Below are 22,414 nucleotides of genomic sequence, written 5' to 3' on the forward strand. Positions count from 1 at the left end.
CGCATGGATACACCAGGGCGCTCCATCTCTTTGTTATCACTGCATTTTTGCCGACGTCAGGTGATCCGTCCGACTGCAAAAATGCCACAGGATCGGCAGCTCCTGTCGCCGGTTGCCTCCGTCGAGAACTCGAATGCGGCTGAGGTGTTCCAGATCGACTCTAGGCAGAGCTCGCCATTGTCGAAAGCCCTTTGGGCGGTTCCTGGCCGGAAACGGGGGTCGTTTGGAACACCGCCATCTGGCTGGCGCCGCCGAGAGAAGGATGACTGCCGGCAATGTCGCTGCAGGCGGCGGAATATCCGTTGCGGGCGGCAACGCCATGCGTCCAGCGCCGGAAACGCTCGCGGTCCCACTCGAAGCGATGGTCGGGGTGGCGGTATCTGCGAGGCGGCACGCCGAGCAGCGGATTGAACTCTGCATTTGGAGTCGTGATCACCACGGTTGCCGGCTGCATTTCGGCGAAAACGGCGCGTTCAAGGGTCGACAGCCGGCCCGGTTCGATATGCTCGATCGTTTCAATCAATACGGCGCAGTCGAAACCGATGAGCGCGTGCGCTCCCTCCGTTAATGAGCCCTGGATGAGGTCGACCTGCGCATGAAGCCTGTCCAGGCGCGCCAGCCGCTGACGGAGTCGGCCAAGAGACGCTTCACACAGATCGACACCGACAATCCGCTGGATCTGCGGCTCCACCGCCAGGCGTGTGAGAAAGTCACCGTCGCCGCATCCAAGATCGAGCACGGTGCCGGCGCAGCACTGCCGAACGACTGCAATTGCTGCATTCAGCCGCTGCTCGTGCAGCCAGTTCGTCATGCGCCACCTTCCTTTCCCGAAGGCATCCGCATCAGGGCGAAAGTCTGGCGGGGTAGAGCTGGGAGGCCGCCTCTTTCAGCGCCCGCCGGCTATCCGCCCTGAAATACATCATGTGCCCTCCCTCCAGCACTTCGATGCGGATAGGCTGAGTGCCGCCAAGGGACGGAACTTGCTCCACCAGATAGCGCGACGTCATGTAGGGCGTAACGAGGTCGGTATAGCCGTGGACTATCAGTACATCGAGCTCCGGGTTCAGCGCGCGGGCCTGCTGAAGGTCATCCATGACGCCGGCATACCCCTGACGCGAGGGGCTCGTTCCATAGTCCCAGGAACGGCTGATCTCACGGTTGAGGAGCCGGTAGCTCATCTCCGTTCGGAAATTGAGCTCGTTGCGCGCATAGCTGACGAAGGCCGAGGTGAGCACGGGTATGCTGCGGTCGAGCACGGGATCAGGCCCGGCGTTTCGCGCGCTTTGCGGGGCGATGTCCGCCGCCCGGATCATGCCGTCATAGGCGCTGAGGGTCATGCCTTCCTGATGCGCGAATTCCTTGGCGAAAAGCGGTGCCGGGATCCGCGCAAAGTTTCGCCTGACGAGATCGGAAGGCAGGCCGGTAATCTCCGCCACCCGCTCGCTGGCCAGCCGCCCGCCATGCTCAAGGCCGCGGGCCAGCGCGGCAAGATAGTCGCCGAGCGCATAGCGTTCGATCTCCGCCAGTTGCGCCCGCAAGGCATGACCGGCGACGCCTTCGCTGAGGAGGCGCACTGCCGCCAACGACGGAAGTCCGAGCGCCCAGTGCAGCAGCTCGAATTCGTCAGGCCGCACGAGCAAGAATTCGAGTGCCGGCGATATCAGCACGATGCCGGCCGGAGTGATGCCGACATCCTCCTGAAGCGTCCTGGCAAGCAGCGCCACCCGGAACCCGCCATAGCTTTCGCCGACGAGAAACACCGGCGACTGGGTGCGGCCGGCCTGTGCCAGGTACAGCCTTATGAACGCGCCCATTGACGCGGCGTCCTGGCTGACACCCCAGAAATCGCTCGGCTTTTCGCCGGGCGCGGCACGGCTGTATCCCGTTCCGACCGGATCGACGAAGACCAGATCGGTCATATCGAGCCAGGCGTCCGGATTGTCGATCAGCGTCTGGGGCGGAGGGAGGAATTCTCCGTTCGCTGCGGTCGCGATAATGCGCGGGCCGAGCGCGCCGAGATGCAGATAGGCCGAAGCTGCTCCCGGACCGCCGTTGAACACGAAGGTGACGGGACGTTTGGGATCGGCCATGGCCTGCCCGGAGCGGAGCGTATAGGCGACGTAGAACACCTCCGCGGTAACGTCACCCGTTCCCGATAACAGCGACAGAGTGCCGGCCTTCGCCTGATACTCAAGCACGCGCTCATCGATCGTCGTCGAATGCCGGGTCGTCTTCGGGGCTGGGAGAAGCGACAACACGCCGCCGGAAGGCGCGGCCCGTTGGGCGTCCTCCGCCTGTCCCGCATGAAGGCTGCTGACCAGAAGCAGCAGGACAAAGACCGATATGAACCGCATGTCCCCTCCGTGGCGAGTGTTCAAGTTACATGACGCTGTCGCGCCCGAAGTCAAACCGGCCCCGCAAGGCCCGCTCATAAAAAGCTCTGCCGGCCAACTCCGGCTTAAATCGGCCTCATAGCGGAGCTATCTGCCGATCTGGCCGTAAACACTAGATCAGTTCACGGTTTCACAGAAACGCCAAACTAGTCTAACCATTTGATTTCACGCAATTCCGGACGGAGAACCGGCTTCCACTTTTCCTGGAATTTGGAATTGCTTCAATAGAGAAGGCTCTTGCGAAACCCGAAAACCCTGAAGCGCGCGCTTCTCCTCGTTAACCCGAAGGCCAGACGCGGCACCGGCTCAATCGCTTCGGCGGTCAGCGTGCTGCGGACGAATGGTATTGACATAACCGAGATCAAACCCGGCCCGGAAGACACCATGGCCGAGCTCATCCGGCAGCATGGCAGCGGGTTCGATCTGGTTGTGGTTGGCGGCGGCGATGGCACATTGAATGCCGCCGCACCCGGCCTCGTCGATAGGCAACTGCCGCTCGGTGTGCTGCCGCTGGGCACCGCAAACGACTTTGCCCGCACGGTCGGAATTCCGTTCAATCCGGTCAAGGCAGCCGAATTGATTGCCGCCGGAACGCCGCGCCCGATCGATCTTGGCGAGGTCAATGGCCATCTATTCTTCAACGTCGCCAGCATCGGCTTCAGCGCGGAACTTGCCGCCGACCTGACCGAGCAGGCAAAGAAGCGCTGGGGCAAGCTCGGCTACGCCATAGCGGCTGCACGCATCCTCGCCCGCTCCAGGGTGTTCACCGCCCACCTCGACCACGACGGGACAACCGAGAAGATCAGGACGATGCAAGTTTCCGTCGGCAATGGCCGGCACTACGGCGGCGGCATGACGGTGGAGGAAAGCGCGACGGCAAGTGACGGGACGCTGGACTTCTACAGCCTTGAGGTCGACCATTGGTGGCGGCTGCTGGCGCTGCTCCCAGCGCTTAGAAAAGGCACGCATGGGCGCTGGGACGATGTGCGGGCATTCCGCACCACGGAAGTGACGATCCGGACCAGCCAGCCGCGACCAGTCAACACCGATGGCGAGCTAAGCACCTGGACGCCGGCCCACTTCCGTATCCGGCCGGGAGCCATTCAGGTCTTCACGCCGAGGGAAACACGCGTGGGCAGTGCGTAGCTAGCTGCGGGGAGGCTGGGCCCGCGTCATCTGCTCGACCTCAATGGTGGCTTCGCCCTCCATGCAGAAGGAAATCTCGGCAGTTCGGCCCCTGACACGGACATAGTCGCCGGTGTCGAATTGCGGATCCACGCCACTCAGGCTGTAGGTCCGGCCATCGGGCGTCCTCAGTACCGGGCATTCGGTGCCTTCCGTCAGTCGCCCCACCTCCGTCCGCGCTTGGTCGCCGTCTCCGGGGCGGTCGGGGTCCCGGTTCGCGACTACGTCGACCGGCTGGCTTACCTGCGTGCGGCCCGTGTCGGTATGGATGACAAAAACGACCTGCCTTCCAGGACGCGCGCTCTCGGGTATGGCCACATGCGCCTCGACCTCACCGTTCGGCCGCACTCGCACACGGTCGAGCGACCGCCACTCGGACTGCGGCGGCCCCACTCCAATTTCTACCGTTCGGCCCGGTGTGTACTTTTCCCCGCTGACCGTGATGGGCGCTCCAGGCCCGCCCGCCAATGGCTGGACATTGATCGTGGGCTCGCCGGCGATCGGATCGCCTGCGTCTCCCGAATCCGGAGCGGAGCCGGGAATGCGTATCGTCAGGCCTATCTCGAGATCGTCCGTCTCGATACCAGGATTGGCTTCGAGCAGGGCGTCAACGTTTACGCCGTACTCCTCGGCGAGCGAAAAGAGCGTGTCGCCGGGTGCGATCTCGTGTGCCGGGCCTCTCTCGGGCGCCTCGTCGCGCCCGCCGTCGAAGCCGGGGATTGTAAGGCGCATGCCGACAGGAATGTCATGAATGTCGCTGATCTGCGGGTTGGCCCTCAGCAGCGCCGAAAGCCGAACCCGGCACTGTTGCGTCAACTGATAAAGAGTATCACCGGGCTGGACGATGTATTCGTCCGCACACGGGCTCTGCGCCTGGGCACCCGATCCCGGAAGAACGGCGGAAAGCGCTACCGCCGCCGCGGCGGTCAACAAATATCTAAGCATCTCAAACCTCCTGTTTCGGGCCAGTGGCCGAGCGGCGATGCCATTCGGGCCGCAACAGTCTCGCGGACGGAAACGTTCCAGCGGGCCGTGCCAGGCATGGACCGGGCGCATCGTGGCGGCTGATTGGCGGGCCACGGCTTCGGCCGCGTTCCAATCAATGCAAGAAATTTCAGACACCGATTATTTGTTCATCTTGATTGACAAGTCGAGCGGCGACTGCTTCTATCGGCTCATCGATAGAAAAATCGATTAATGAAATATCTTGCGATTGAGCCGGCGGGTGCCAGTCGATTGCGAGGGGAGGATCAAAAGTGGAGGAAACAATGAAGACTGTTGGACTGGCCGGGGCGATCGCCGCGGCGACAATGACTATCGGTCTCGCCTCGACCGGCGGGGCGTCCGCGCAGAGCAAGTTCGCGTGTGAGCCGGGCGAAACATACATCATGAATGTAATGGTCTCGGCTCACCCCTACTGGGTGCCCGTATATCAGGGCTTCAAGCAAGCGGCCGAGGCCATGGGCTGCGAGGCCGTGTTCTCGGGCACGCCCGACTACGACATCACCAAGCAGATCGCCTCGTTCGAGCAGGATCTGGTGAAGAGCCCTGCCGGCATCCTGCTGCATCCCATGCAGTCGGACCCGTTCATCGAGCCGATCAACCGCGCGATCGAAAGCGGCGTCGAGATCGTGACATTCGCGGCGGATTCACCGGATTCGAACCGCACGGCCTACATCACCTCCGATAACCTCGCCGAAGCGAAGTTCGCGGCCGAAGAGATCGTCAAGCAGGTCGGCGAAAGCGGCGAGTATGCGGTGCTGGAGAACCCAGGGCAAAGCAATCACGACCTGCGTGTCACCGCTTTGGTCTCATACATGGAAGAGAATTACCCGGATATGAAGCTGGTTGGCCGCCAGGCCACCAACCAGGACAGCAACGCCGCCTACCGCGCGACCGCCTCGATCCTGCAGGCCAATCCGGATCTCGACGCGATGTGGATACCCGAGGCTGGCTCTGCCGAAGGTGCGGTTGCCGCCGTGCAGGAAGCCGAAGCCGATGTCCTCATCATGCACGCCGACATCACGCCGACCACTCTCGAACACATCAAGGCCGGCAACATCCACATGGCGCTGAACCCCAACCAGGGCATCCAGGGCTTCGTTGGCTTCGTCGCGACCTTCATGGCGGCACACTCCGACATGTTTGATCCGTTCAACGACTATAAGGTGTCCGGCTATAACCCGATGCAGATCCCATTCATCGACAACGGCTTCGCGGTCATCACCAAGGAGAACGCCGATTCCTTCGACCTGAACGCATACATGGAAGGGCGCGATCCCAGCTAGGACCGCATCCACGATCGCTCGCGCCGCACGACGGCGGCGCGAGCCCCTCAAATTCAACCGGGGAGGTCAGCGACATGTCTGAAGGCGCAGAATGCGACCTGATCCTCAAGATCACCAAGCTGACCAAATCGTTCGGGCCCATCCGCGCGTTGCGTGGGGTCGACTTCGAATTGCGGCGCGGCGAGATCCACGCGCTGGCCGGCGAGAACGGTGCCGGAAAGTCGACGCTCATGAACATCATCGACGGCATTCTCAGCCCGGACAGCGGCGAGATCCGCCTCGACGGCGAGCCTGTGACCATGACGTCCCCCGCCATGGCCCAGAGGCTCGGCATCGGCTTCGTGCACCAGGAAATCGCGCTGTGCCCCGACATCACGGTGGCGGAGAACATATTCATGGCGGCGACCAGCACGAGCGGCGCGATGCTGATGGACTTTCGCGCACTTGAGCGCAAAGCCGCCGATATCCTCCATCGTTTGGCAGACATCGATCCCGCACTGCCGGTGCGGATGCTTTCAATATCGCAGCAGCAACTCGTCGAGATCGCCAAGGCGCTGACGCTGGACTGCCGCGTGCTCATCCTCGACGAGCCGACTGCGGCGCTGACGGAGCGAGAATCGCAGATTCTCTTCGACATCATGCGCAACCTTGCGACGCAGGGGATCTCGATCATTTATATCTCGCACCGCATGGTCGAGATTTTCGATAATTGCGACCGCGTGACCGTCCTCCGCGACGGCCAATACGTAGCCACCATGAATGTGGCCGAAACCACGCCCGGCGAGGTGGTGAGCGCGATGGTCGGCCGGGTGATCGACAGTCTCTATCCCGAAAAGCAGCGCGAGAACGAACGATCCGGCGAAACTATCCTCGACGTCCGCAGCCTGACCGAACGAACCCGTTTCAGCGACGTCTCCTTCGAGCTCAGAAAAGGAGAGATACTCGGCCTGGCTGGACTGATCGGCGCCGGGAGGAGCGAGATCGTCAAGGGGATATGCAGGCTAGAGGGTGAGGTGACAGGTGATGTCGCGCTCTTCGGGCGCAGGCTGGCGCTCCGCCACTACAGCGACAGCATAGCGGAAGGCATCGTCTATCTTTCCGAGGACCGCAAGCAGGATGGCCTGTTCCTCGACATGTCGATCGCCGCCAACGTCTCCGCCCTCGATGTCGGCCAGGTGGCATCGAGAGCCGGTTTGATCGATGACGACAGGGAGGCGGAGCTGGCCGAGCGGCTGGGAGGGCGTCTGAACCTGAAATGTGGGCATGTCGGACAGCCGGTATCCGCCCTGTCCGGCGGCAACCAACAGAAGGTCGCGATCGCCAAGATGCTGTCGGTCAATCCGAAGGTGATCTTTCTCGACGAACCGACACGCGGGGTCGACGTCGGCGCAAAGGCCGAGATCCATCGCATCCTGCGCGAACTCGCGCGCAATGGGGTCGGCATCGTCGTCATCTCGTCCGAACTGCCCGAACTGATCGGCGTGTGCGATCGGGTGCTGGTCGTGCGCGAAGGGCGGGTTGCCGGTGAGGTAGCGGGCGACGAGATGACCGAGCGGAATATCATGTACCTGGCTTCAGTCGCGGAAGAGCGGAAGGAAGCCTGATGAGTGCGGGGGATAACATGACGATGACAACCGTACCTTCGCAGAAGGAGCACCGATCCGGCGACGGCGTCGCCAGCCTCTTGAAGCGGCTCCTGCGCATGCGCGAAACCGGCTTGATCCTGATCATCCTGGCCCTGTTCATCGCCATGTCCTTCGCCTCACCTTATTTCCTGACCTGGGTGAACATGCGGGCCATGGCGATGGCGTTCGCGGTGGAGGGTATCGTCGTCGTCGGCATGACGATCCTCCTCATCTCCGGCGGCATCGACCTTTCGGTCGGTTCGGTAACTGCCCTGGCGATGGTGATCGCCGGCTTGCTTTTCCTGAGTGGTGTCGATCCCTGGACCGCATCGGCAGTCGCGATTGCGGCCTGTGCGGCGATCGGCGCGACGATGGGATTCTTCGTCACCCGGGTTGGCCTGCATCACTTCATCGTATCGCTTGCCGTGATGGTCATCGCGCGGGGCCTGTGCCTTTTGGGCACCGGCGGACGGCCGCTGGGGCTTTATACGCTGCCGCCGGAGTTCAAGTTCATCGGGCAGGGCTCGATCGGCGTGATACCGGTCGTCATCGTGATCTTCGTTATTGTTGTCGTGGCCTTCGACTTCATGCTTCGCCGCACGACCTTGTTCCGCAAGGTCTTCTACACGGGCAGCAATGAGAAGGCCGCCGCCTATTCCGGCATCCGTACCAAGAAGGTGGTGTTCCTGACGACCACGCTCTGCTCGGCGCTGTGCGGCGTCGCCGGCGTCATCTACATGGCGCGTTTCGGCTCAGCACAGCCGACATTCGGTATCGGCATGGAGCTCAACGTCATCGCTGCCGCGGTGATCGGCGGGGCCAGCCTGTCGGGCGGATCGGGGACGATCTTCGGAGCCATTCTGGGTGCTGTCCTGCTGTCGGTTGTGTCCAGCTCGCTGGCTCTTCTCGACGTGTCGGTCTACTGGCAGGATATCATCCGTGGCTCCATCCTTTTGGCCGCGGTCACGATCGACCACTACCTTAACAAGAGGCGCGGCTGAGCCTTCGAGCCGCATTGGATATCGCCATGGCAGACAAGAAAGAAGACTTTGAATCGATCCGGCAGATCTACACGGTGCTCATGCTGCATTTCGTGGAGGGCAAGAAGCAGTCTGAGATCGCCGCAGCGCTCAACCTGTCGGCATCGAAGGTCAACCGGCTGATCAATCAGGGCCGCAGGCTGGGCATGGTGAAGATCTCCATCGAGAGCCCGTTCCAAAGCCTTGTCGAGCTGGAGAAGCGCCTCGTCGAGACGGCGCATCTGACGGGCAGCCTCGTTACACCCACCGTCTCGGGCAGCGCCGACACCACGCTGCAGCAGGTGGGAAGGGCTGCGGCCAACCATCTTCTGGAAACGTTGCGGGACGGCGACGTCATCGCCATCACCGGGGGCAAGGCCGTCAGCGCCGTCGTGGAGAACATGCAGCCCGAACGCGCCTTTGACGTCACCGTGGTGCCGCTCACCGGCGGCGTGCAGGGCAAATACTATACGGACGTCAACCACCTTGCCACGCGGCTTGCCGAGCGGCTGGGGGGCAGGGCGATGCTCATCCACGCACCACTCTTCGCCGAGAGCCGCGAGCAGCGCGACATGCTGATGGAGATGGCGTCGATCAAGGAGGTTTTCGACCTTGCCCGCAAGGCGGCGGTCGCGCTCGTCGGCATCGGGTCCATCCAGGCGCCGGGGTCCAGCTATTACGACCTGCATCCGCTGCCTAACCCGGACCGGGAACTGCTCGTCAAGAGCGGCGTCAGCGGGGAATTTCTGGCCCACCTCGTTCGAGAGGACGGCACGCTCGCCGACTATCCCCTCAACTCGCGTCTGGTGGCACTGGCGCCCGAAGAGCTTTCGCAGTGCCCGCGCACCATCGGCGTGGTGGCCGGGGTCGAAAAGGTTCTGCCCATTCGCGCGGCGCTCGCCGGGCGCTTTCTGGATACGCTCGTCCTGGACGAGGAAACCGCCGGGGCGGTTCTGGACACAATGGAGAAATTACAGCATGTCGCATGAGCTTCTGACGCGTGAAATCGGATCCTCCGGCATCAAGGCGTCCTGCATCGGCCTCGGTACCTGGGCCATCGGCGGCTGGATGTGGGGCGGCACTGACGAGGGGCAGTCGATCGCGGCCATACAGGCATCGCTGGATGAGGGCGTCAGCCTCATCGATACTGCGCCCGCCTACGGCCAAGGCCTATCTGAGGAGATCGTCGGCAAGGCGATCAAGGGCCGGCGAGACCAAGTGGTTCTGGCCACGAAGTGCGGCCTGGTCTGGCACACGACCAAGGGCAATCACTTCTTCGATTACGACGGCCGGCCGGTGCACCGGCACCTGGGAGCGGACTCCATCGCCTATGAGGTCGAGCAGAGCCTGCGGCGGCTCGGGACCGACTACATCGATCTTTACATCACCCATTGGCAGGATCCGACCACGCCTGTCGAGGAAACGATGGCGGCGCTGGAAGCGCTGAAGGCGCAGGGCAAGATCCGCTCGATAGGGGCGAGCAACCTGTCGCCCGAGGACCTTTCCGCCTATGTGGCCGCAGGCCAGCTCGACGCCGTGCAGGAAGAATACAGCATGGTCAAGCGCGACATTGAAACGACCCTGCTTCCCATCTGCGCCCGGCACGGCGTGTCGACCTTGAGCTATTCATCCCTCGCGCTCGGTCTCCTGTCCGGGCGGATCGGGCCGGATCGGGTCTTCGAGGGGGACGACCAGCGCAAGAATAACCTGCGTTTTTCGATAGCCAATCGGGAAAAGGTCACGCGTCTCATGGGTGCTATCCGGCCAATCGCGGAGAGCCAAAATGCTACCGAGGCGCAAATCGTGATCGCCTGGACGATTCAGCAGCCCGGCATCACCTTCGCTCTGTGCGGCGCGCGAAATGCGGACCAAGCCAGGGAAAACGCCAGGGCAGGGCGCATTCGCCTGTCGAAAGATGAAATCGATACGATAAGCGAGGCAGCCACGCGCCATCTGACCGACCTCGACGCCTAACCACCGGAACGACAATCCCTCATGAGAACGCCGCTCAAGGGCGGCGAACGGCGGAGCCATGCCTGAACAAAGAGACGAACACCTCGAATTGATCCGCCGTGACGGCGCGTTCGACGTTGTCGTCGTCGGCGGCGGGATCAACGGCATTGGCGTCTATCGTGAGCTCGCACTGCAAGGCCTCCGCGTGCTTTTGGTCGAGCGCAATGATTTCTGCTCCGGCTGCAGTGCCGCTCCTTCGCGCATGATCCATGGCGGGCTGCGCTATCTTGAGAACGGCGAGTTCGATCTCGTCAGGGAATCGCTGCGCGAGCGCGACGCATTGCTGGCCAACGCGCCCCACATGGTGCGGCCCCTGGCGACGACGATACCCATCGCCTCGATCTTCTCGGGGCTGCTCAACGGCGCGGCCGGCTTTCTCGGCCTCACCAGCAAGCCGGCAAGCCGGGGTGCGCTGCCGATCAAAATAGGCCTTATGCTCTATGACTGGACCACGCGCCGGCGCCGGGTCTTGCCCCGGCATCAATTTCGCGGCGCGCGGGAGACGCTGCGACTCTGGCCGGAATTGTCGCCACGCCTGCGCTTTTCCGCCACCTATTACGATGCATGGATCAGCTATCCCGAACGTCTCGGCTTGGAGTTGGTCCTCGATACGAAGCGTCTGGCGCCCGGCAGCGTGGCCTTGAACTACGCGCAACTCTCGCGCTCAGGCGAAGCTTTCGAGATCGCCGACGGCGCCAGCGGCGAGCGCCTGTCCGTCGAGGCACGAGCAATCGTCAACGCGACCGGCGCATGGATCGACGAGGCGCAGGCCAGCCTGTTCGACCGCGTGGCGGATCCGCAGGAGACACTAGTCTCCGGCACCAAGGGCTCGCACCTGATCCTCGATTGCCCTGCGCTGCACGAGGCGCTGGGCGGGCACATGATCTTTTTCGAGAATTCCGACGGCCGGGTGTGCATTGTCTTTCCCTATCTCGGCAAGGTCCTGGCGGGGTCGACCGATATCCGCGTCGATGCGCCCGATCGAGTACGCTGCGAGCCGGAGGAGCGGGACTACATCCTCGACGCCCTGCGTCTCGCTTTTCCACGCATTGCCCTGGCGGAGGAGGATGTCGTGTTCAGCTATAGCGGTATCCGCCCGCTGCCCCGCAGCGACCACGCGTTCACCGGCCGGATTTCGCGCAGCCATTTCATCCGTCGTCTGGACGGTTCCGTGCCCCAGTTCTGCATGGTGGGCGGCAAATGGACCACGTTCCGGGCATTCGCCGAGCAGACCGCCGATGCAGTGATGGCCGAGCTGCGCCATGAGCGTATGCGCGAGACGCTGGACCTGCCGATCGGCGGCGGTGCCGGCTTTCCGCAGCGGCCAGAAGAACTCCGGCACGAACTCGTGCGGGAGTTCGGGATCGGCGGCGAACGTGCCGCGCATCTGGTAGACGCTTACGGCACGCGCGCCAGGGAGGTGCTGCACTTCTGCATTGGCCGTGACGACGATACGCCGCTTGACACGGCCGGTCCTATCACCGCGGCTGAAATCGTTTTCGTTGCAAAGCACGAATTGGTGGTGGGCCTTGCCGACGTCCTCCTGCGACGAACCCCGCTGGCGATAAAGGGCGAAATATCACGCGCGCTCATCGAGCGCGTCGCGAAGGTCCTGGCAGTCGAGTCGGGCTGGGATGAAGGAAGAACCGGCAGCGAGATCGAGGCCTTCACCACGGACCTTGCAAATTATCACGGCGTCTCCCGAAAGATGCTCGACCAGCGAACCCACGACAGGAGTTTGACATGCGCGTAAGTACCAAGGCTCGAATGAACCGGCTGTTCACAAATGGGGGCTGCCTCGACGTTGCGATTGATCACGGCGTCTGCAATGAGCCAAGCTTCCTGGTCGGCCTCGAGGACATGGAGCGCGTCGTCGACACGCTTGTGCAGGCCAGGCCCGACGCGATCCAGATGACCTACGGCCAGGCGGACCTCCTCCAGAATCGCCCGGAAAAGGACAAGCCGGCGCTGGTGATGCGCGTCGACATGGGCAATCCCTACAATGCCGAACGCCATCGGGTGATGTGGTCGATGCTGCAGAATCATGACGAGCCGATTATCGGCGCGCTCGAAATGGACGCGGCCTGCGTGGTGGTGAATCTGTTCATGCTGCCGGACGAGCCCGAGCTTTTCCGACAGTGTGTCGGAAATATCAGCAGAGTGCGCGAGGCTTGCCACAGATACGGCATGCCTCTCATGATCGAGCCGCTTGTGATGCTGCCGAACGAGGTGCGCGGCGGCTATCAGGTCGACGGCAATGCGGAAAAGATCGTCACGCTGGTGCGGCTCGCCTCGGAGATGGGTGCCGACATTATCAAGGCCGATCCGACCGAGGACCCCGAGGACTTTCACCGGGTCGTGGAGGCTGCGCGCGTTCCGGTGCTCGTGCGTGGCGGCGGCAAGGACGACCTGAAGGGCGTGCTGGAGAAATCGGCGGCCCTGATGGCGCAAGGGGCGAAAGGCATGGTCTATGGCCGCAACATCTATCAGCACGCCAATCCCAAGGCCGTGGTGAACGCATTGATGGCCCTGATCCACCAGGACGCAAGTGGGGAAACAGCCTGGGAGGTCTACAATCGTGGCTGAGCGCGGTCGCTATCTCCTCGGCCTTGATGCCGGCAATACAATTATCAAGGCAGTCCTATTCGATCTCGAGGGCAGGCCACTGGCGACACATGCCATCGACGGCAGGTCGCATACCCCGCATCCCGGACATGTGGAGCGCGACCTTGAGGAGCTGTGGTCCAACGCGCGCGAAACGATCGGCAACTGCATTTCAGCTGCGGGGGTCGACCCACACGAGATTGCGGGGATCGGCTGCGCGGGCCACGGCAACGGCCTCTACCTGCTCGACAAGGCCCAAAAGTCCTTGCTCGGCATCCAGTCGCTCGATACGCGTGCCGCCGATCTTGCCACCAGCATGTCGGCAGCGGCCGGCGCTCCGCTACACGAGATTTGCCTGCAGAAACCGTGGCCGTCGCAGACGCCGACGCTCCTTGCCTGGGTGAAGGCCAACGCGCCCGAGATCTACCGGCGCACCGGGACGGTGATGCTGTGCAAGGACTTCATCACCTTCCGGCTCACAGGTGAGCGCGTCAGCGATAAATCCGACATGTCGGGCTGCGGTCTGCTGCGCATGCCGGACTGCACCTATGACAACCAGCTCCTGTCGCTCTACGGGCTGGCCGACGCGAGGCCGATGCTGCCGCGCCTCGTTGATTCGGCCGAGATCGCCGGCACTGTCTCGGCGCGCGCGGCCGCAGAGACCGGCCTTGCCGAGGGTACGCCGGTTATCGGCGGTTTCTTCGACGTCGTCGCCGGCGCGATGGGAGCCGGCGTGATAGCGCCAGGCGAAGCATCGATCATCGTCGGCACATGGTCTATCAACCAGGTGTTCTCCGAACGGCCGGTCGTCGATCCCTCCATCTTCATGGTGTCGGGTTTCGGGCCAGGTCGCTTCCTCAATATCGAATCGAGCGCCACCTCGGCCGCCAATCTCGAATGGTATGTCCGCGAACTTGTCGAGCGCGGCGGCCATCACGACGATCCCTTCGGATACTGCAATGGGCTCGTCGGATCCGTCGATCCTGCGGCTGACGATCCCTTCTTCCATCCCTTCCTGTACGGATCGGGGCAGGATCCGGCGCACCGCGCCGGCTTTTACGGCCTAGCAGGCTGGCACGGCGAGGGCCATCTGCTGCGCGCCCTCTTTGAAGGCGTGATGTTCGAGCACAGGCGACATGTCGGCATGCTGGCGAATGCCGGCGTGACTTTCGAAAGGGCAGTAATCTCGGGCGGCGGCTCGCGCAGCCTGCACTGGCCGCAGATATTCGCCGACGGGCTTGGCGTTCCGATCACGGTCGCCGAGGCGCGCGAGACCGGGGCCTTGGGCGCGGCCATCGGCGCTGGGGTGGGCACGGTCAAGTTCGCCGACTACGAAAGCGGCATCGCGGCGATGACCCGGCCCAAGGCGGTGTTCCAGCCGAATGCGGCGATGAAGAACCACTATGACAGGCGCTACCGCGTCTACACCGGCCTGACGGCAGTTCTGAGCGAATTTTGGAACGAACTACGCGATCAGGCCGGCGCCGGAACTGGACTATGATTCCGAAACGCGGATTCCGGTTTTCTGGAAGGATCATGCTCCACGATGAGGCAGATCACGATGGCGGTTCAAAGAAGCCTCATCATGATCTAAAGCAAAAGAAGCTGTCGCTTGTGGCGTCGCCCGCGGGCGGCGGCGCGGTTCGGGGAGGAGATTGAGCGGAAATGGCTGAGGCGCTTGGCGTGGAGGGACGCTACGACTACGTCATCGTCGGCGCGGGCACGGCCGGCTGCGTGCTCGCCAACCGTCTGACGGAGGATCCGGCCACGCGCGTGCTGCTCATCGAGGCTGGCGGCAGCGACAATTACCACTGGGTGCATATCCCCGTGGGCTATCTCTACTGCATCGGCAATCCGCGCACGGATTGGATGATGAAGACCGTAGCCGAGCCTGGCCTCAACGGCCGCTCGCTCGCCTATCCGCGCGGCAAGGTGCTGGGCGGCTGTACTTCGGTCAACGGCATGATCTACATGCGCGGCCAGGCCGCGGACTATGACGGCTGGCGGCAGATGGGCAATGCCGGGTGGGGCTGGGACGACGTGCTGCCCTACTTCCGCAAATCGGAAGACCATTACGCGGGCGCGGGTCCGATGCACGGCGCGGGCGGCGAGTGGAAGGTCGCGAAGCAGCGGCTGACATGGGACATCTTGCGGGCCGTGCAGGAGGGGGCCAAGGAATTCGGCATCATGCCGCGCGCCGACTTCAACGACGGCAACAATGAAGGTTCCGGCTTCTTCGAGGTCAACCAGCGCAACGGGGTGCGCTGGAACGCGGCCAAGGGTTTCCTGCGCCCCGCGCTGCGGCGCCCCAATCTTCGCGTCGTCACGCGTGCCCTGACTGAGAGGCTGATCGTCGAGAGCAGAAGGGTGGTAGGCGTTCGTTACCGCCGCCATGGCAAGCTGTACGAGGTGCGGGCCGAAGCAGAAGTGCTGCTTGCCGCCGGAGCGATCAATTCGCCGAAAATACTCGAGCATTCCGGCATTGGTCAGCCGGATGTGCTGAGCAATCAGGGGATCGAGGTCGTGCACGACAGCCCGGGCGTCGGCGAGAACCTGCAGGATCATCTGCAGATCCGCACGGTGTTCAGGGTCTCGGGCGCCAAGACCTTGAACACCATGTTCAACAGCCCATTCGGCAAGGCGCGGATCGCGCTGCAATATGCCCTCACCCGGAGCGGACCGATGTCGATGGCGCCCAGCCAGTTCGGCCTGTTCACCAAGTCGGACCCGTCCATGGCCACTCCGGATCTGGAATATCATGTACAGCCGCTCTCCACGGACAAACTGGGAGACCCGCTGCACCCTTACCCGGCCATTACCGTGTCGGTCTGCAATCTCCGACCGGAAAGCGTCGGCAGCGTGCATGCGAGAAGCCGCGATCCGAACGAACAGCCCGACATCAGACCGAACTATCTTTCGGCACACAGGGACCGGCAGGTCGCGGTGCAGGCTGTTCGTCAGGCGCGGCAGATCATGACGGCGCGGGAATTGGCGCGCTACAGCCCCGAAGAAGTCCTTCCCGGGCCCGCACATAGTTCCGATGATGCGATCCTCGAGCAAGTCGGAAACATCGCCACGACGATCTTCCATCCGGTCGGCACCTGCAAGATGGGGTCCGATGAAAGGTCGGTTGTCAGTTCCGACCTTCGCGTGCACGGGCTCGACCGGCTGCGTGTGGTCGACGCCTCCATCATGCCCAGGATCGTTTCCGGCAATACGGCGTCTCCCGTCGTGATGATCGCGGAGAAGGCGGCGGACATGATCCGCAAGGGCGCCTGAATAGACGAACTGCCGCAAGATCCAATGCATCGGGAGGTGCCGCTTTCGGGCACTGGTCAGGCAACCGTCCCATGGCCGCCTCTGATGATGGTCATGCCTCCCGCTTGCGATAGGCACGAGGCAGCGTCGCGTGCTGTCCATCCGTTCGCCGCTCGAATCGTTGAGCCGACGGGAACCCTCGCGGTGCTGCGGGATTGGGGACCAAACCATCACCCGAGGATCACGGAGAAAGACATGGCTGGCGGCGCAAAGGAAAGGCTCGTCAATTTCATCGACAGAAAGGCGCTCGCGCCGGTGCTTGAGGCAGATCCTGGCTCCTTCCCGGAAAGAAAGAGGGATGATCTGCGCGATGTGCAGGAGGCAACCCGCGCCGAGCGGGAGCGCTTCCGCAATTATGATTCGGCCGAGCAGGTCTACGAGATGTTCCGGAATGACCTTTCATCGGACGCGGCAAAGAAGGTGCACCGCAAGCTGCGCGACCTGGGCCTGCCGACGCTGGACGATATCGAAGTCGACGTCGAGGAAATGGCCAAGGATGCCGGCATCCGCAACTAAAAAAGGAGAAAGCGCCATGAACGCGAAACGCGATCACGAAATCCGCAAGGCCGAGAGCGGCAGCGCCAAGGGCAATGCTCCCTCCGAGAAAGGCGGCAGCCAGGCGCGGAAGGCCCAGGAATGGAGCGGTGGCACCAAGGCGCCGAAAGGCCCGATCACCGAGGAGGACCGGAAGAACCCGAATTCCAGCCAAAAGACGTGACCGGAGAATAGAAGGTCTGGCGGACGAAAAGCGGTAGGGTTCTGGAACTGCGCCGGCTGAACGGCCCGCACCTTGGGCCACATGCCGGTTCGCGAGCCGCATGGTTCACTGCCGAGGGCAGCGCGGGCGGGCGGAGGTCTGCTTGCCTCAACTCCGTTTCGGCTTCTCCACGTCGCGCGGCTCCTCCGTCCTGTGGGTCTGGCGTGCCACCGCATCGGCTTGCACTTCGGTATCATAGGGCGCAGTTTCTCCAGCGCCGACGTCGCCCGCATCGGCCACGCGCTTGGCGCCACCGCCTGGGGCTGCTTCACGAGCGCGGTCGCGGGCTGGTGTGGTCTCGGCATCCTTCCACACCTCCTTCGGATCCTTCAGGTCCTTGGCGTCAGGCTGGGCCTTCATGCGTTCGTGCGAGGTGTCGGCGCCGCTGGTCTCCCGAAGCTCAGCCGCCTTCGTATGCTTGTTGGCGTGTTTCTTGGGCATCGATCTCTCCTTTTTCACCAAGCCCAACCGGCGGCGGGCATGACTGTTCCCAGAAGGCCGCGCCACGATGGCGGGCATTGCCATTATTGGCGCCTGTTCAGGTCGAGCCGCCTTTCCACACGAACGCGCAGCAGCCTTCAGGTTGTACCGACGGCGGAACATTCGGGGGGCGGCCATGGTTGCCCGCATGAGCGACAGAAGCGTCAGCGACAGGCGAGGTACCGTGTCCGGTCTGATGGAAGCTACATCCGTTCTGCAAGAGCAAGCGCCCTGGTGGCAGCGCGGGGTGATCTACCAGATCTATCCGCGCTCCTTTCAAGACTCGAACGGAGACGGCATCGGCGATTTGGAGGGCATCATCGGGCGGCTCGATTATCTCGCCTGGCTGGGTGTCGACGCCATCTGGATCTCACCCATCTACCCTTCTCCCATGGCCGATTTCGGCTACGACATTGCCGACTACAAGGATATCGATCCGCGCTTCGGAACGCTCGCCGATTTCGACCGGCTCCTTGAGGGGGCTCACCGGCGGGGCCTGCGCGTGCTGCTCGATTTTGTGCCAAACCACACCTCGGACCGACATCCCTGGTTTATCGAGGCGCGCAAGACCCGCGAGAGCCCCATGCGGGATATGTATATCTGGCGCGATCCCGCTCCGGACGGAGGCCCGCCGAACAACTGGCCGAGTGAGTTCGGCGGCAGCGCTTGGGAATGGGATGAGACGACGGGACAATATTACTATCACGCGTTCCTGAAGGAGCAGCCGGACCTCAACTGGCGCAACCCCCGGGTACGCCGCGAGATGTACGACGTGCTGCGCTTCTGGCTCGACCGCGGCGTCGACGGCTTCCGCGTCGACGTCATGTGGCACCTGATCAAGGATGCGGAGTTTCGCGACAATCCGGAAAATCCGGATTGGCACGAAGGCATGCCGCCGCACAAGAAAGTGCTGAACCTATACTCCGCCGACCGGCCCGAGGTTCACGACGTGGTGGCGGAGATGCGTGCGGTGCTCGATGAATATGGCGGCGACCGGCTGCTGATAGGTGAAATTTACCTGCCGCTCACTCGGCTGGTCACTTACTACGGACGCGACCTCCAAGGAGCCCATCTACCGTTCAACTTCCACCTGATCCTGACACAGTGGGATGCGCGCCATATTGAAAGGCAGGTGCAAGAATACGAGGCGGCCCTGCCGGAGGGCGGATGGCCCAACTGGGTCTTGAGCAACCACGACAAGCCGCGCATTGCCGCGCGTGTCGGTCGCGACCAGGCGCGCGTCGCGGCCATGATGCTTCTGACGCTGCGCGGCACTCCGACGATTTACTACGGCGACGAGATCGGGATGGACGATGTGGAAATTCCGCCCGAGCGGGTCCAGGACCCGTTCGAGCTGCGGGTTCCGGGGCAAGGTTTCGGGCGCGATCCCCAGCGTACACCGATGCAGTGGGACACGAGCGTCAATGCAGGCTTCAGCACTGCCGCGCCCTGGTTGCCTATCGCTCCCGACGCCGCGGATTATAGCGTCGAAACCGAGCGCGCCCACCCGCACTCAATGCTGTCGCTCTACCGGAAGCTACTTGCACTCCGGCGCCGGAGCGAGGCGCTGTCGATCGGCCGCTATGCCACCGTCCAGTCGTCCGGGAGCGTGTTTTGCTATCTCCGCGAGTGGAAGGAGGAACGCTATTTCATTGCGCTCAATCTGAGACCGGAGCCTGCCGCCATCGTCCCGCCCGACAAATGTCGGATCATCATGTCCACGGTCGACGATAGGGAAGAGGAACGCGTGGAAGATGCGCTCCGCCTGTCCGCCGACGAGGGCGTGATCGCCGCCATGGAGGCTTGAGCCATTGCACCGGTTTTCAGGAACCTTGCGCGCTCCGCCACTGTTGTTTCACCACCAACCGAGGTCCAAACGATGCCGGAAAACCAGTCGCGACATGTCGTCATCACCGGAGCCAGCGCCGGCGCCGGACGAGCCGCTGCCGTTGCCTTTGGAAGGCGTGGCTGGAAGGTCAGCCTCATCGCCCGCGGACGGGCAGGGCTTGAGGGCGCGCGCGCCGATGTGAATCGGGCCGGCGGCAGCGCACTGGCCATTCCCGCCGATGTCGCCGATGCCGACGCGGTAGAAGCCGCCGCCATGCAGGCGGAGAACGCACATGGGCCGATCGACGTTTGGGTCAACTGCGCCATGGTCACAGTTTTCGGCCCCGTTTCGCAGGTGACGCCCGAAGAGTTTCGCCGCGTCACCGAAGTGACCTATCTCGGCCAGGTCCATGGCACGATGAGCGCGCTCAGGCGGATGCGCAGCGCCAACAGAGGCACCATCGTCAACGTGGGCTCGGCTCTTGCCTATCACGGCCTGTGCCTGCAGGCCGCCTATTGCGGTGCCAAGTTTGCGGTGCGGGGCTTCACCGAAGCACTGCGCAGCGAACTCATCCACGAGCGCAGCCGAGTGAGGCTCTCCTTCGTGGTGCTGCCGGCGCTCGACACGCCGCAGTTCGACTGGGCGCGCAACAAGCTCCTCGAGCGGCCGCGTCCGGTGGCTCCGGTTCACGATCCCGAAGTGGCGGCGGAGGCCATTCTGCAGGCCACGCGCTTCGCTCCCAGGGAACTGGCCGTGGCAGGTTCTTCGCTGCAGGTTATGGCCGGCAGCGCCGTGATGCCCGGCTACCTCGATCGCAAGCTCGCCGGCCTCGGCTGGTCCGGCCAGATGACAGGCGAGCCGGCTGTGGACCGGCCGGACAATCTCTTTACGCCGGTCGATGAGGAGAAGGATTTCGGGGTTCGAGGCCGTTTCGGCCAAGGGGCACGACGCAAGGCCGCGATGGTCCCGGCAAGCGCTGCGCGGGCAGTGGCCACCGCAGCCGCCGCTCTGCCGGTTGGGCTTGTATTCGCCCGGCTTCTGCTCGGGAAGAACCGCCGGCATTAGAGCATGATCCCGAAAAATGGGCACCGGTTTTCGAGAAAGATCACGCTCCAGCAAAGGAAATAGATCATGACGATTTAAGGAAGCGTCGTCGTGATCTAGAGATGGGATGAGGAACGGAGAAACGGCCGGATTGCCGGCTGCCGGAAGATGGAGGCTGGTTTGGCCGACATGTGGTGGAAAAACGCCGTCATTTATACCGTCGACGTGGAGCGGTTCTGCGACAGCAACGGCGACGGCATCGGCGACTTCAAGGGCCTGACATCGAAGCTTTCCCATGTTGCCGAACTCGGCGCGACCTGCATATGGCTTCTGCCATTCTTCCCGTCCCTCGGCCGCGACAACGGTTATGACGTCACCGATTATCTGCGGGTCGATTCGCGCTACGGCGTTTTCAGTGACTTTCTTGAGTTCGTGCATCGGGCCGGCGAACATGGCATCCGGATCATTGTGGATCTGGTCGTGCACCACACCTCGGACCAGCACCCGTGGTTCCAGGCAGCGCGCAACAACGAAGAATCGCGCTATCGCGATTATTATGTCTGGACGCACAATCCGCCGCCGATCAAGCCCGGCCAGGGCACCATGTTCCCCGGCGAGGAGAAGAGCGTGTGGACATATGACGAGGTGGCGCGGGCCTACTATCATCATCGGTTTTACCACTTCGAACCCGGCCTCAATCACGCCAATCCCCAAGTGCGCGACGAGATCGAGCGGATCTTCGACTACTGGATAAGCTTCGGTATTTCCGGTTTCAGGATCGATGCCGCCTCGCACATCCTGGAGGACCCGCTCGTGGAAGATCAAGCGGCGGCTGGCGAGCCGGACGTGTTGCGCGAATTATACCGCCGGGCAAAGAGCATCAGGCCCGATCTGGTGCTGCTGGGCGAGGTCGACGAGGCGCCGGAGGAACTGGAGAAGTTCTTCGACGGCACGAGGTTGAACATGATGTTTAACTTCATGCTCGACAACTATCTCATCCTGGCACTCGCCCAGCAGCGTAGCGAGCCTGTCGAACGCGGGCTGACGCTGCTCCCTATCCCACCGGAGAATGGGCAATGGGCGAATTTCCTGCGAAACCTCGACGAGGCTGATCTGGAGCGGCTGACGCCGATGAAATCGAAGCCGTCTTCAAGGTCTTCGCGCCGGAAGAGCGCATGCGCATCTATGGGCGCGGTGTACGGCGCCGAATCGCCCCGATGCTCGAGGGTGACGCACGCCGGCTCAAGATGGCCTACAGCCTGCTGTTCTCCATGCCGGGTGCGCCGATGGTCGTCTATGGCGACGAGATCGGCATGGGCGATGACCTGGCGCAACCGGGCCGTAGTGCCGTCCGCTCGCCGATGCAGTGGACCGCCGGCCGCAATGCCGGCTTTTCGAAAGCGCCGCCCGGCAAGCTCGTGCAGCCGGTGATCGAAGACGGCCCGTTCGGCTTCAAGAACGTCAATGTGGAGGGGCAGGCGGAACAGTCGGACTCCCTGCTGAACTTCGTGAAGGAACTGGCGCATCTGAGGCGCGAGCGAATCGAGATCGGTGGCGGGCTCTGCAACGTGCTCGCCTGCGGATCGGAGCATGTCCTGGCGCATCACTACAAGTCCGAGCACGCGCCTTTGGTTCTGCTGCACAATCTGACGGACCGGCCGCAACGGATCGATCTGTCGTTGCCGGCGGGTGTGAAGTCGCTGGACGACCTGTTCGGCGGAGAGACACCCTCGTTGAATGGGGGACGGCTCACGATGGAGCTCGAACCTTACGGCCTCCGCTGGCTGGGGCGCCGCCGATAGCTCTTTCCTGCGTTCGCATGGGCTTGACCCGGCTGTTGCGCGGTTGCCCAAGGTGGTG

20 protein-coding genes are annotated in these 22,414 nt (G+C 63.0%); 16 read left to right on the plus strand and 4 right to left on the minus strand.

The annotated features are described in order from the left end of the window. Nucleotides 1–160: 160 nt before the first annotated feature. Nucleotides 161–811, minus strand: a complete 651-nt coding sequence (locus tag NTH_RS12875) for a methyltransferase (RefSeq protein ID WP_338530387.1) — start codon at nucleotides 809–811, stop codon at nucleotides 161–163. Between the two features lie 31 nt (nucleotides 812–842). Next, nucleotides 843–2,354, minus strand: coding sequence for a S10 family peptidase (locus tag NTH_RS12880; RefSeq protein ID WP_338530388.1), 1,512 nt, complete (start codon nucleotides 2,352–2,354; stop codon nucleotides 843–845). Between the two features lie 276 nt (nucleotides 2,355–2,630). Here NTH_RS12880 and NTH_RS12885 point away from each other — a divergent pair, with 276 nt between their 5' ends. After that, nucleotides 2,631–3,539, plus strand: a complete 909-nt coding sequence (locus tag NTH_RS12885) for a lipid kinase (protein ID WP_338530389.1) — start codon at nucleotides 2,631–2,633, stop codon at nucleotides 3,537–3,539. Here NTH_RS12885 and NTH_RS12890 read toward each other — a convergent pair whose 3' ends face one another. Beyond that, a complete protein-coding gene (locus tag NTH_RS12890) occupies nucleotides 3,540–4,523 on the minus strand; it encodes a LysM peptidoglycan-binding domain-containing protein (protein ID WP_338530390.1) in 984 nt (327 codons plus the stop codon). Nucleotides 4,524–4,846: 323 nt separating this feature from the next. Here NTH_RS12890 and NTH_RS12895 point away from each other — a divergent pair, with 323 nt between their 5' ends. The 11 genes from NTH_RS12895 (at nucleotide 4,847) to NTH_RS12945 (ending at nucleotide 17,163) form a co-directional block, all read left to right on the plus strand. Next, on the plus strand, nucleotides 4,847–5,866 hold the full coding sequence (locus NTH_RS12895; RefSeq protein WP_422392394.1) for a substrate-binding domain-containing protein: 1,020 nt from the start codon (nucleotides 4,847–4,849) through the stop codon (nucleotides 5,864–5,866). Nucleotides 5,867–5,940: 74 nt separating this feature from the next. Next, the gene (locus NTH_RS12900) at nucleotides 5,941–7,470 is read left to right on the plus strand and encodes a sugar ABC transporter ATP-binding protein (protein WP_338530391.1); all 1,530 of its coding nucleotides are present in this window, start codon (nucleotides 5,941–5,943) and stop codon (nucleotides 7,468–7,470) included. A gap of 98 nt (nucleotides 7,471–7,568) precedes the next feature. Next, nucleotides 7,569–8,492: an ABC transporter permease gene (locus NTH_RS12905; protein ID WP_338531903.1), complete on the plus strand. Its 924-nt coding sequence runs from the start codon at nucleotides 7,569–7,571 to the stop codon at nucleotides 8,490–8,492. A gap of 26 nt (nucleotides 8,493–8,518) precedes the next feature. Next, entirely contained in the window at nucleotides 8,519–9,499 is a 981-nt protein-coding gene (locus NTH_RS12910; protein ID WP_338530392.1) for a sugar-binding transcriptional regulator, read from the plus strand. Next, nucleotides 9,489–10,484 carry an aldo/keto reductase gene (locus NTH_RS12915; protein ID WP_338530393.1) on the plus strand — a complete coding sequence of 332 codons (996 nt, stop codon included), beginning with the start codon at nucleotides 9,489–9,491 and terminating at the stop codon, nucleotides 10,482–10,484. The genes NTH_RS12910 and NTH_RS12915 overlap by 11 nt, the downstream gene beginning before the upstream one ends. A 58-nt stretch (nucleotides 10,485–10,542) precedes the next feature. Beyond that, nucleotides 10,543–12,276 carry a glycerol-3-phosphate dehydrogenase/oxidase gene (locus NTH_RS12920; protein ID WP_338530394.1) on the plus strand — a complete coding sequence of 578 codons (1,734 nt, stop codon included), beginning with the start codon at nucleotides 10,543–10,545 and terminating at the stop codon, nucleotides 12,274–12,276. Then, nucleotides 12,267–13,109, plus strand: coding sequence for a class I fructose-bisphosphate aldolase (locus NTH_RS12925; RefSeq protein WP_338530395.1), 843 nt, complete (start codon nucleotides 12,267–12,269; stop codon nucleotides 13,107–13,109). Before NTH_RS12920 ends, NTH_RS12925 begins: the two co-directional genes overlap by 10 nt. After that, entirely contained in the window at nucleotides 13,102–14,628 is a 1,527-nt protein-coding gene (locus NTH_RS12930) for an FGGY-family carbohydrate kinase (protein WP_338530396.1), read from the plus strand. The genes NTH_RS12925 and NTH_RS12930 overlap by 8 nt, the downstream gene beginning before the upstream one ends. A 164-nt stretch (nucleotides 14,629–14,792) precedes the next feature. Continuing rightward, complete coding sequence (locus tag NTH_RS12935) at nucleotides 14,793–16,406, plus strand: GMC family oxidoreductase (RefSeq protein WP_338530397.1); 1,614 nt, start codon at nucleotides 14,793–14,795, stop codon at nucleotides 16,404–16,406. 234 nt (nucleotides 16,407–16,640) lie between these two features. Beyond that, nucleotides 16,641–16,961: a hypothetical protein gene (locus NTH_RS12940; protein WP_338530398.1), complete on the plus strand. Its 321-nt coding sequence runs from the start codon at nucleotides 16,641–16,643 to the stop codon at nucleotides 16,959–16,961. Nucleotides 16,962–16,977: 16 nt separating this feature from the next. After that, nucleotides 16,978–17,163 carry a hypothetical protein gene (locus tag NTH_RS12945; protein ID WP_338530399.1) on the plus strand — a complete coding sequence of 62 codons (186 nt, stop codon included), beginning with the start codon at nucleotides 16,978–16,980 and terminating at the stop codon, nucleotides 17,161–17,163. A gap of 147 nt (nucleotides 17,164–17,310) precedes the next feature. Here NTH_RS12945 and NTH_RS12950 read toward each other — a convergent pair whose 3' ends face one another. Continuing rightward, a complete protein-coding gene (locus NTH_RS12950; protein WP_338530400.1) occupies nucleotides 17,311–17,643 on the minus strand; it encodes a hypothetical protein in 333 nt (110 codons plus the stop codon). Nucleotides 17,644–17,878: 235 nt separating this feature from the next. Between NTH_RS12950 and NTH_RS12955 the strand changes: the two genes are divergently transcribed. From NTH_RS12955 to NTH_RS12970, 4 genes are all read left to right on the plus strand, one after another. Beyond that, on the plus strand, nucleotides 17,879–19,489 hold the full coding sequence (locus tag NTH_RS12955) for an alpha-amylase family glycosyl hydrolase (RefSeq protein WP_338531904.1): 1,611 nt from the start codon (nucleotides 17,879–17,881) through the stop codon (nucleotides 19,487–19,489). A 72-nt stretch (nucleotides 19,490–19,561) separates the two neighbouring features. Further along, nucleotides 19,562–20,575 carry an SDR family oxidoreductase gene (locus NTH_RS12960; RefSeq protein WP_338530401.1) on the plus strand — a complete coding sequence of 338 codons (1,014 nt, stop codon included), beginning with the start codon at nucleotides 19,562–19,564 and terminating at the stop codon, nucleotides 20,573–20,575. A 168-nt stretch (nucleotides 20,576–20,743) separates the two neighbouring features. Then, nucleotides 20,744–21,985: an alpha-amylase family glycosyl hydrolase gene (locus NTH_RS12965; protein ID WP_338531905.1), complete on the plus strand. Its 1,242-nt coding sequence runs from the start codon at nucleotides 20,744–20,746 to the stop codon at nucleotides 21,983–21,985. Next, nucleotides 21,973–22,356 (plus strand): hypothetical protein, encoded by a 384-nt coding sequence (locus tag NTH_RS12970; protein ID WP_338530402.1) that lies wholly within the window; start codon nucleotides 21,973–21,975, stop codon nucleotides 22,354–22,356. The genes NTH_RS12965 and NTH_RS12970 overlap by 13 nt, the downstream gene beginning before the upstream one ends. Nucleotides 22,357–22,414: the final 58 nt, after the last annotated feature.

The sequence above is a fragment of the Nitratireductor thuwali genome (assembly GCF_036621415.1).
Classification (GTDB): domain Bacteria; phylum Pseudomonadota; class Alphaproteobacteria; order Rhizobiales; family Rhizobiaceae; genus Chelativorans; species Chelativorans thuwali.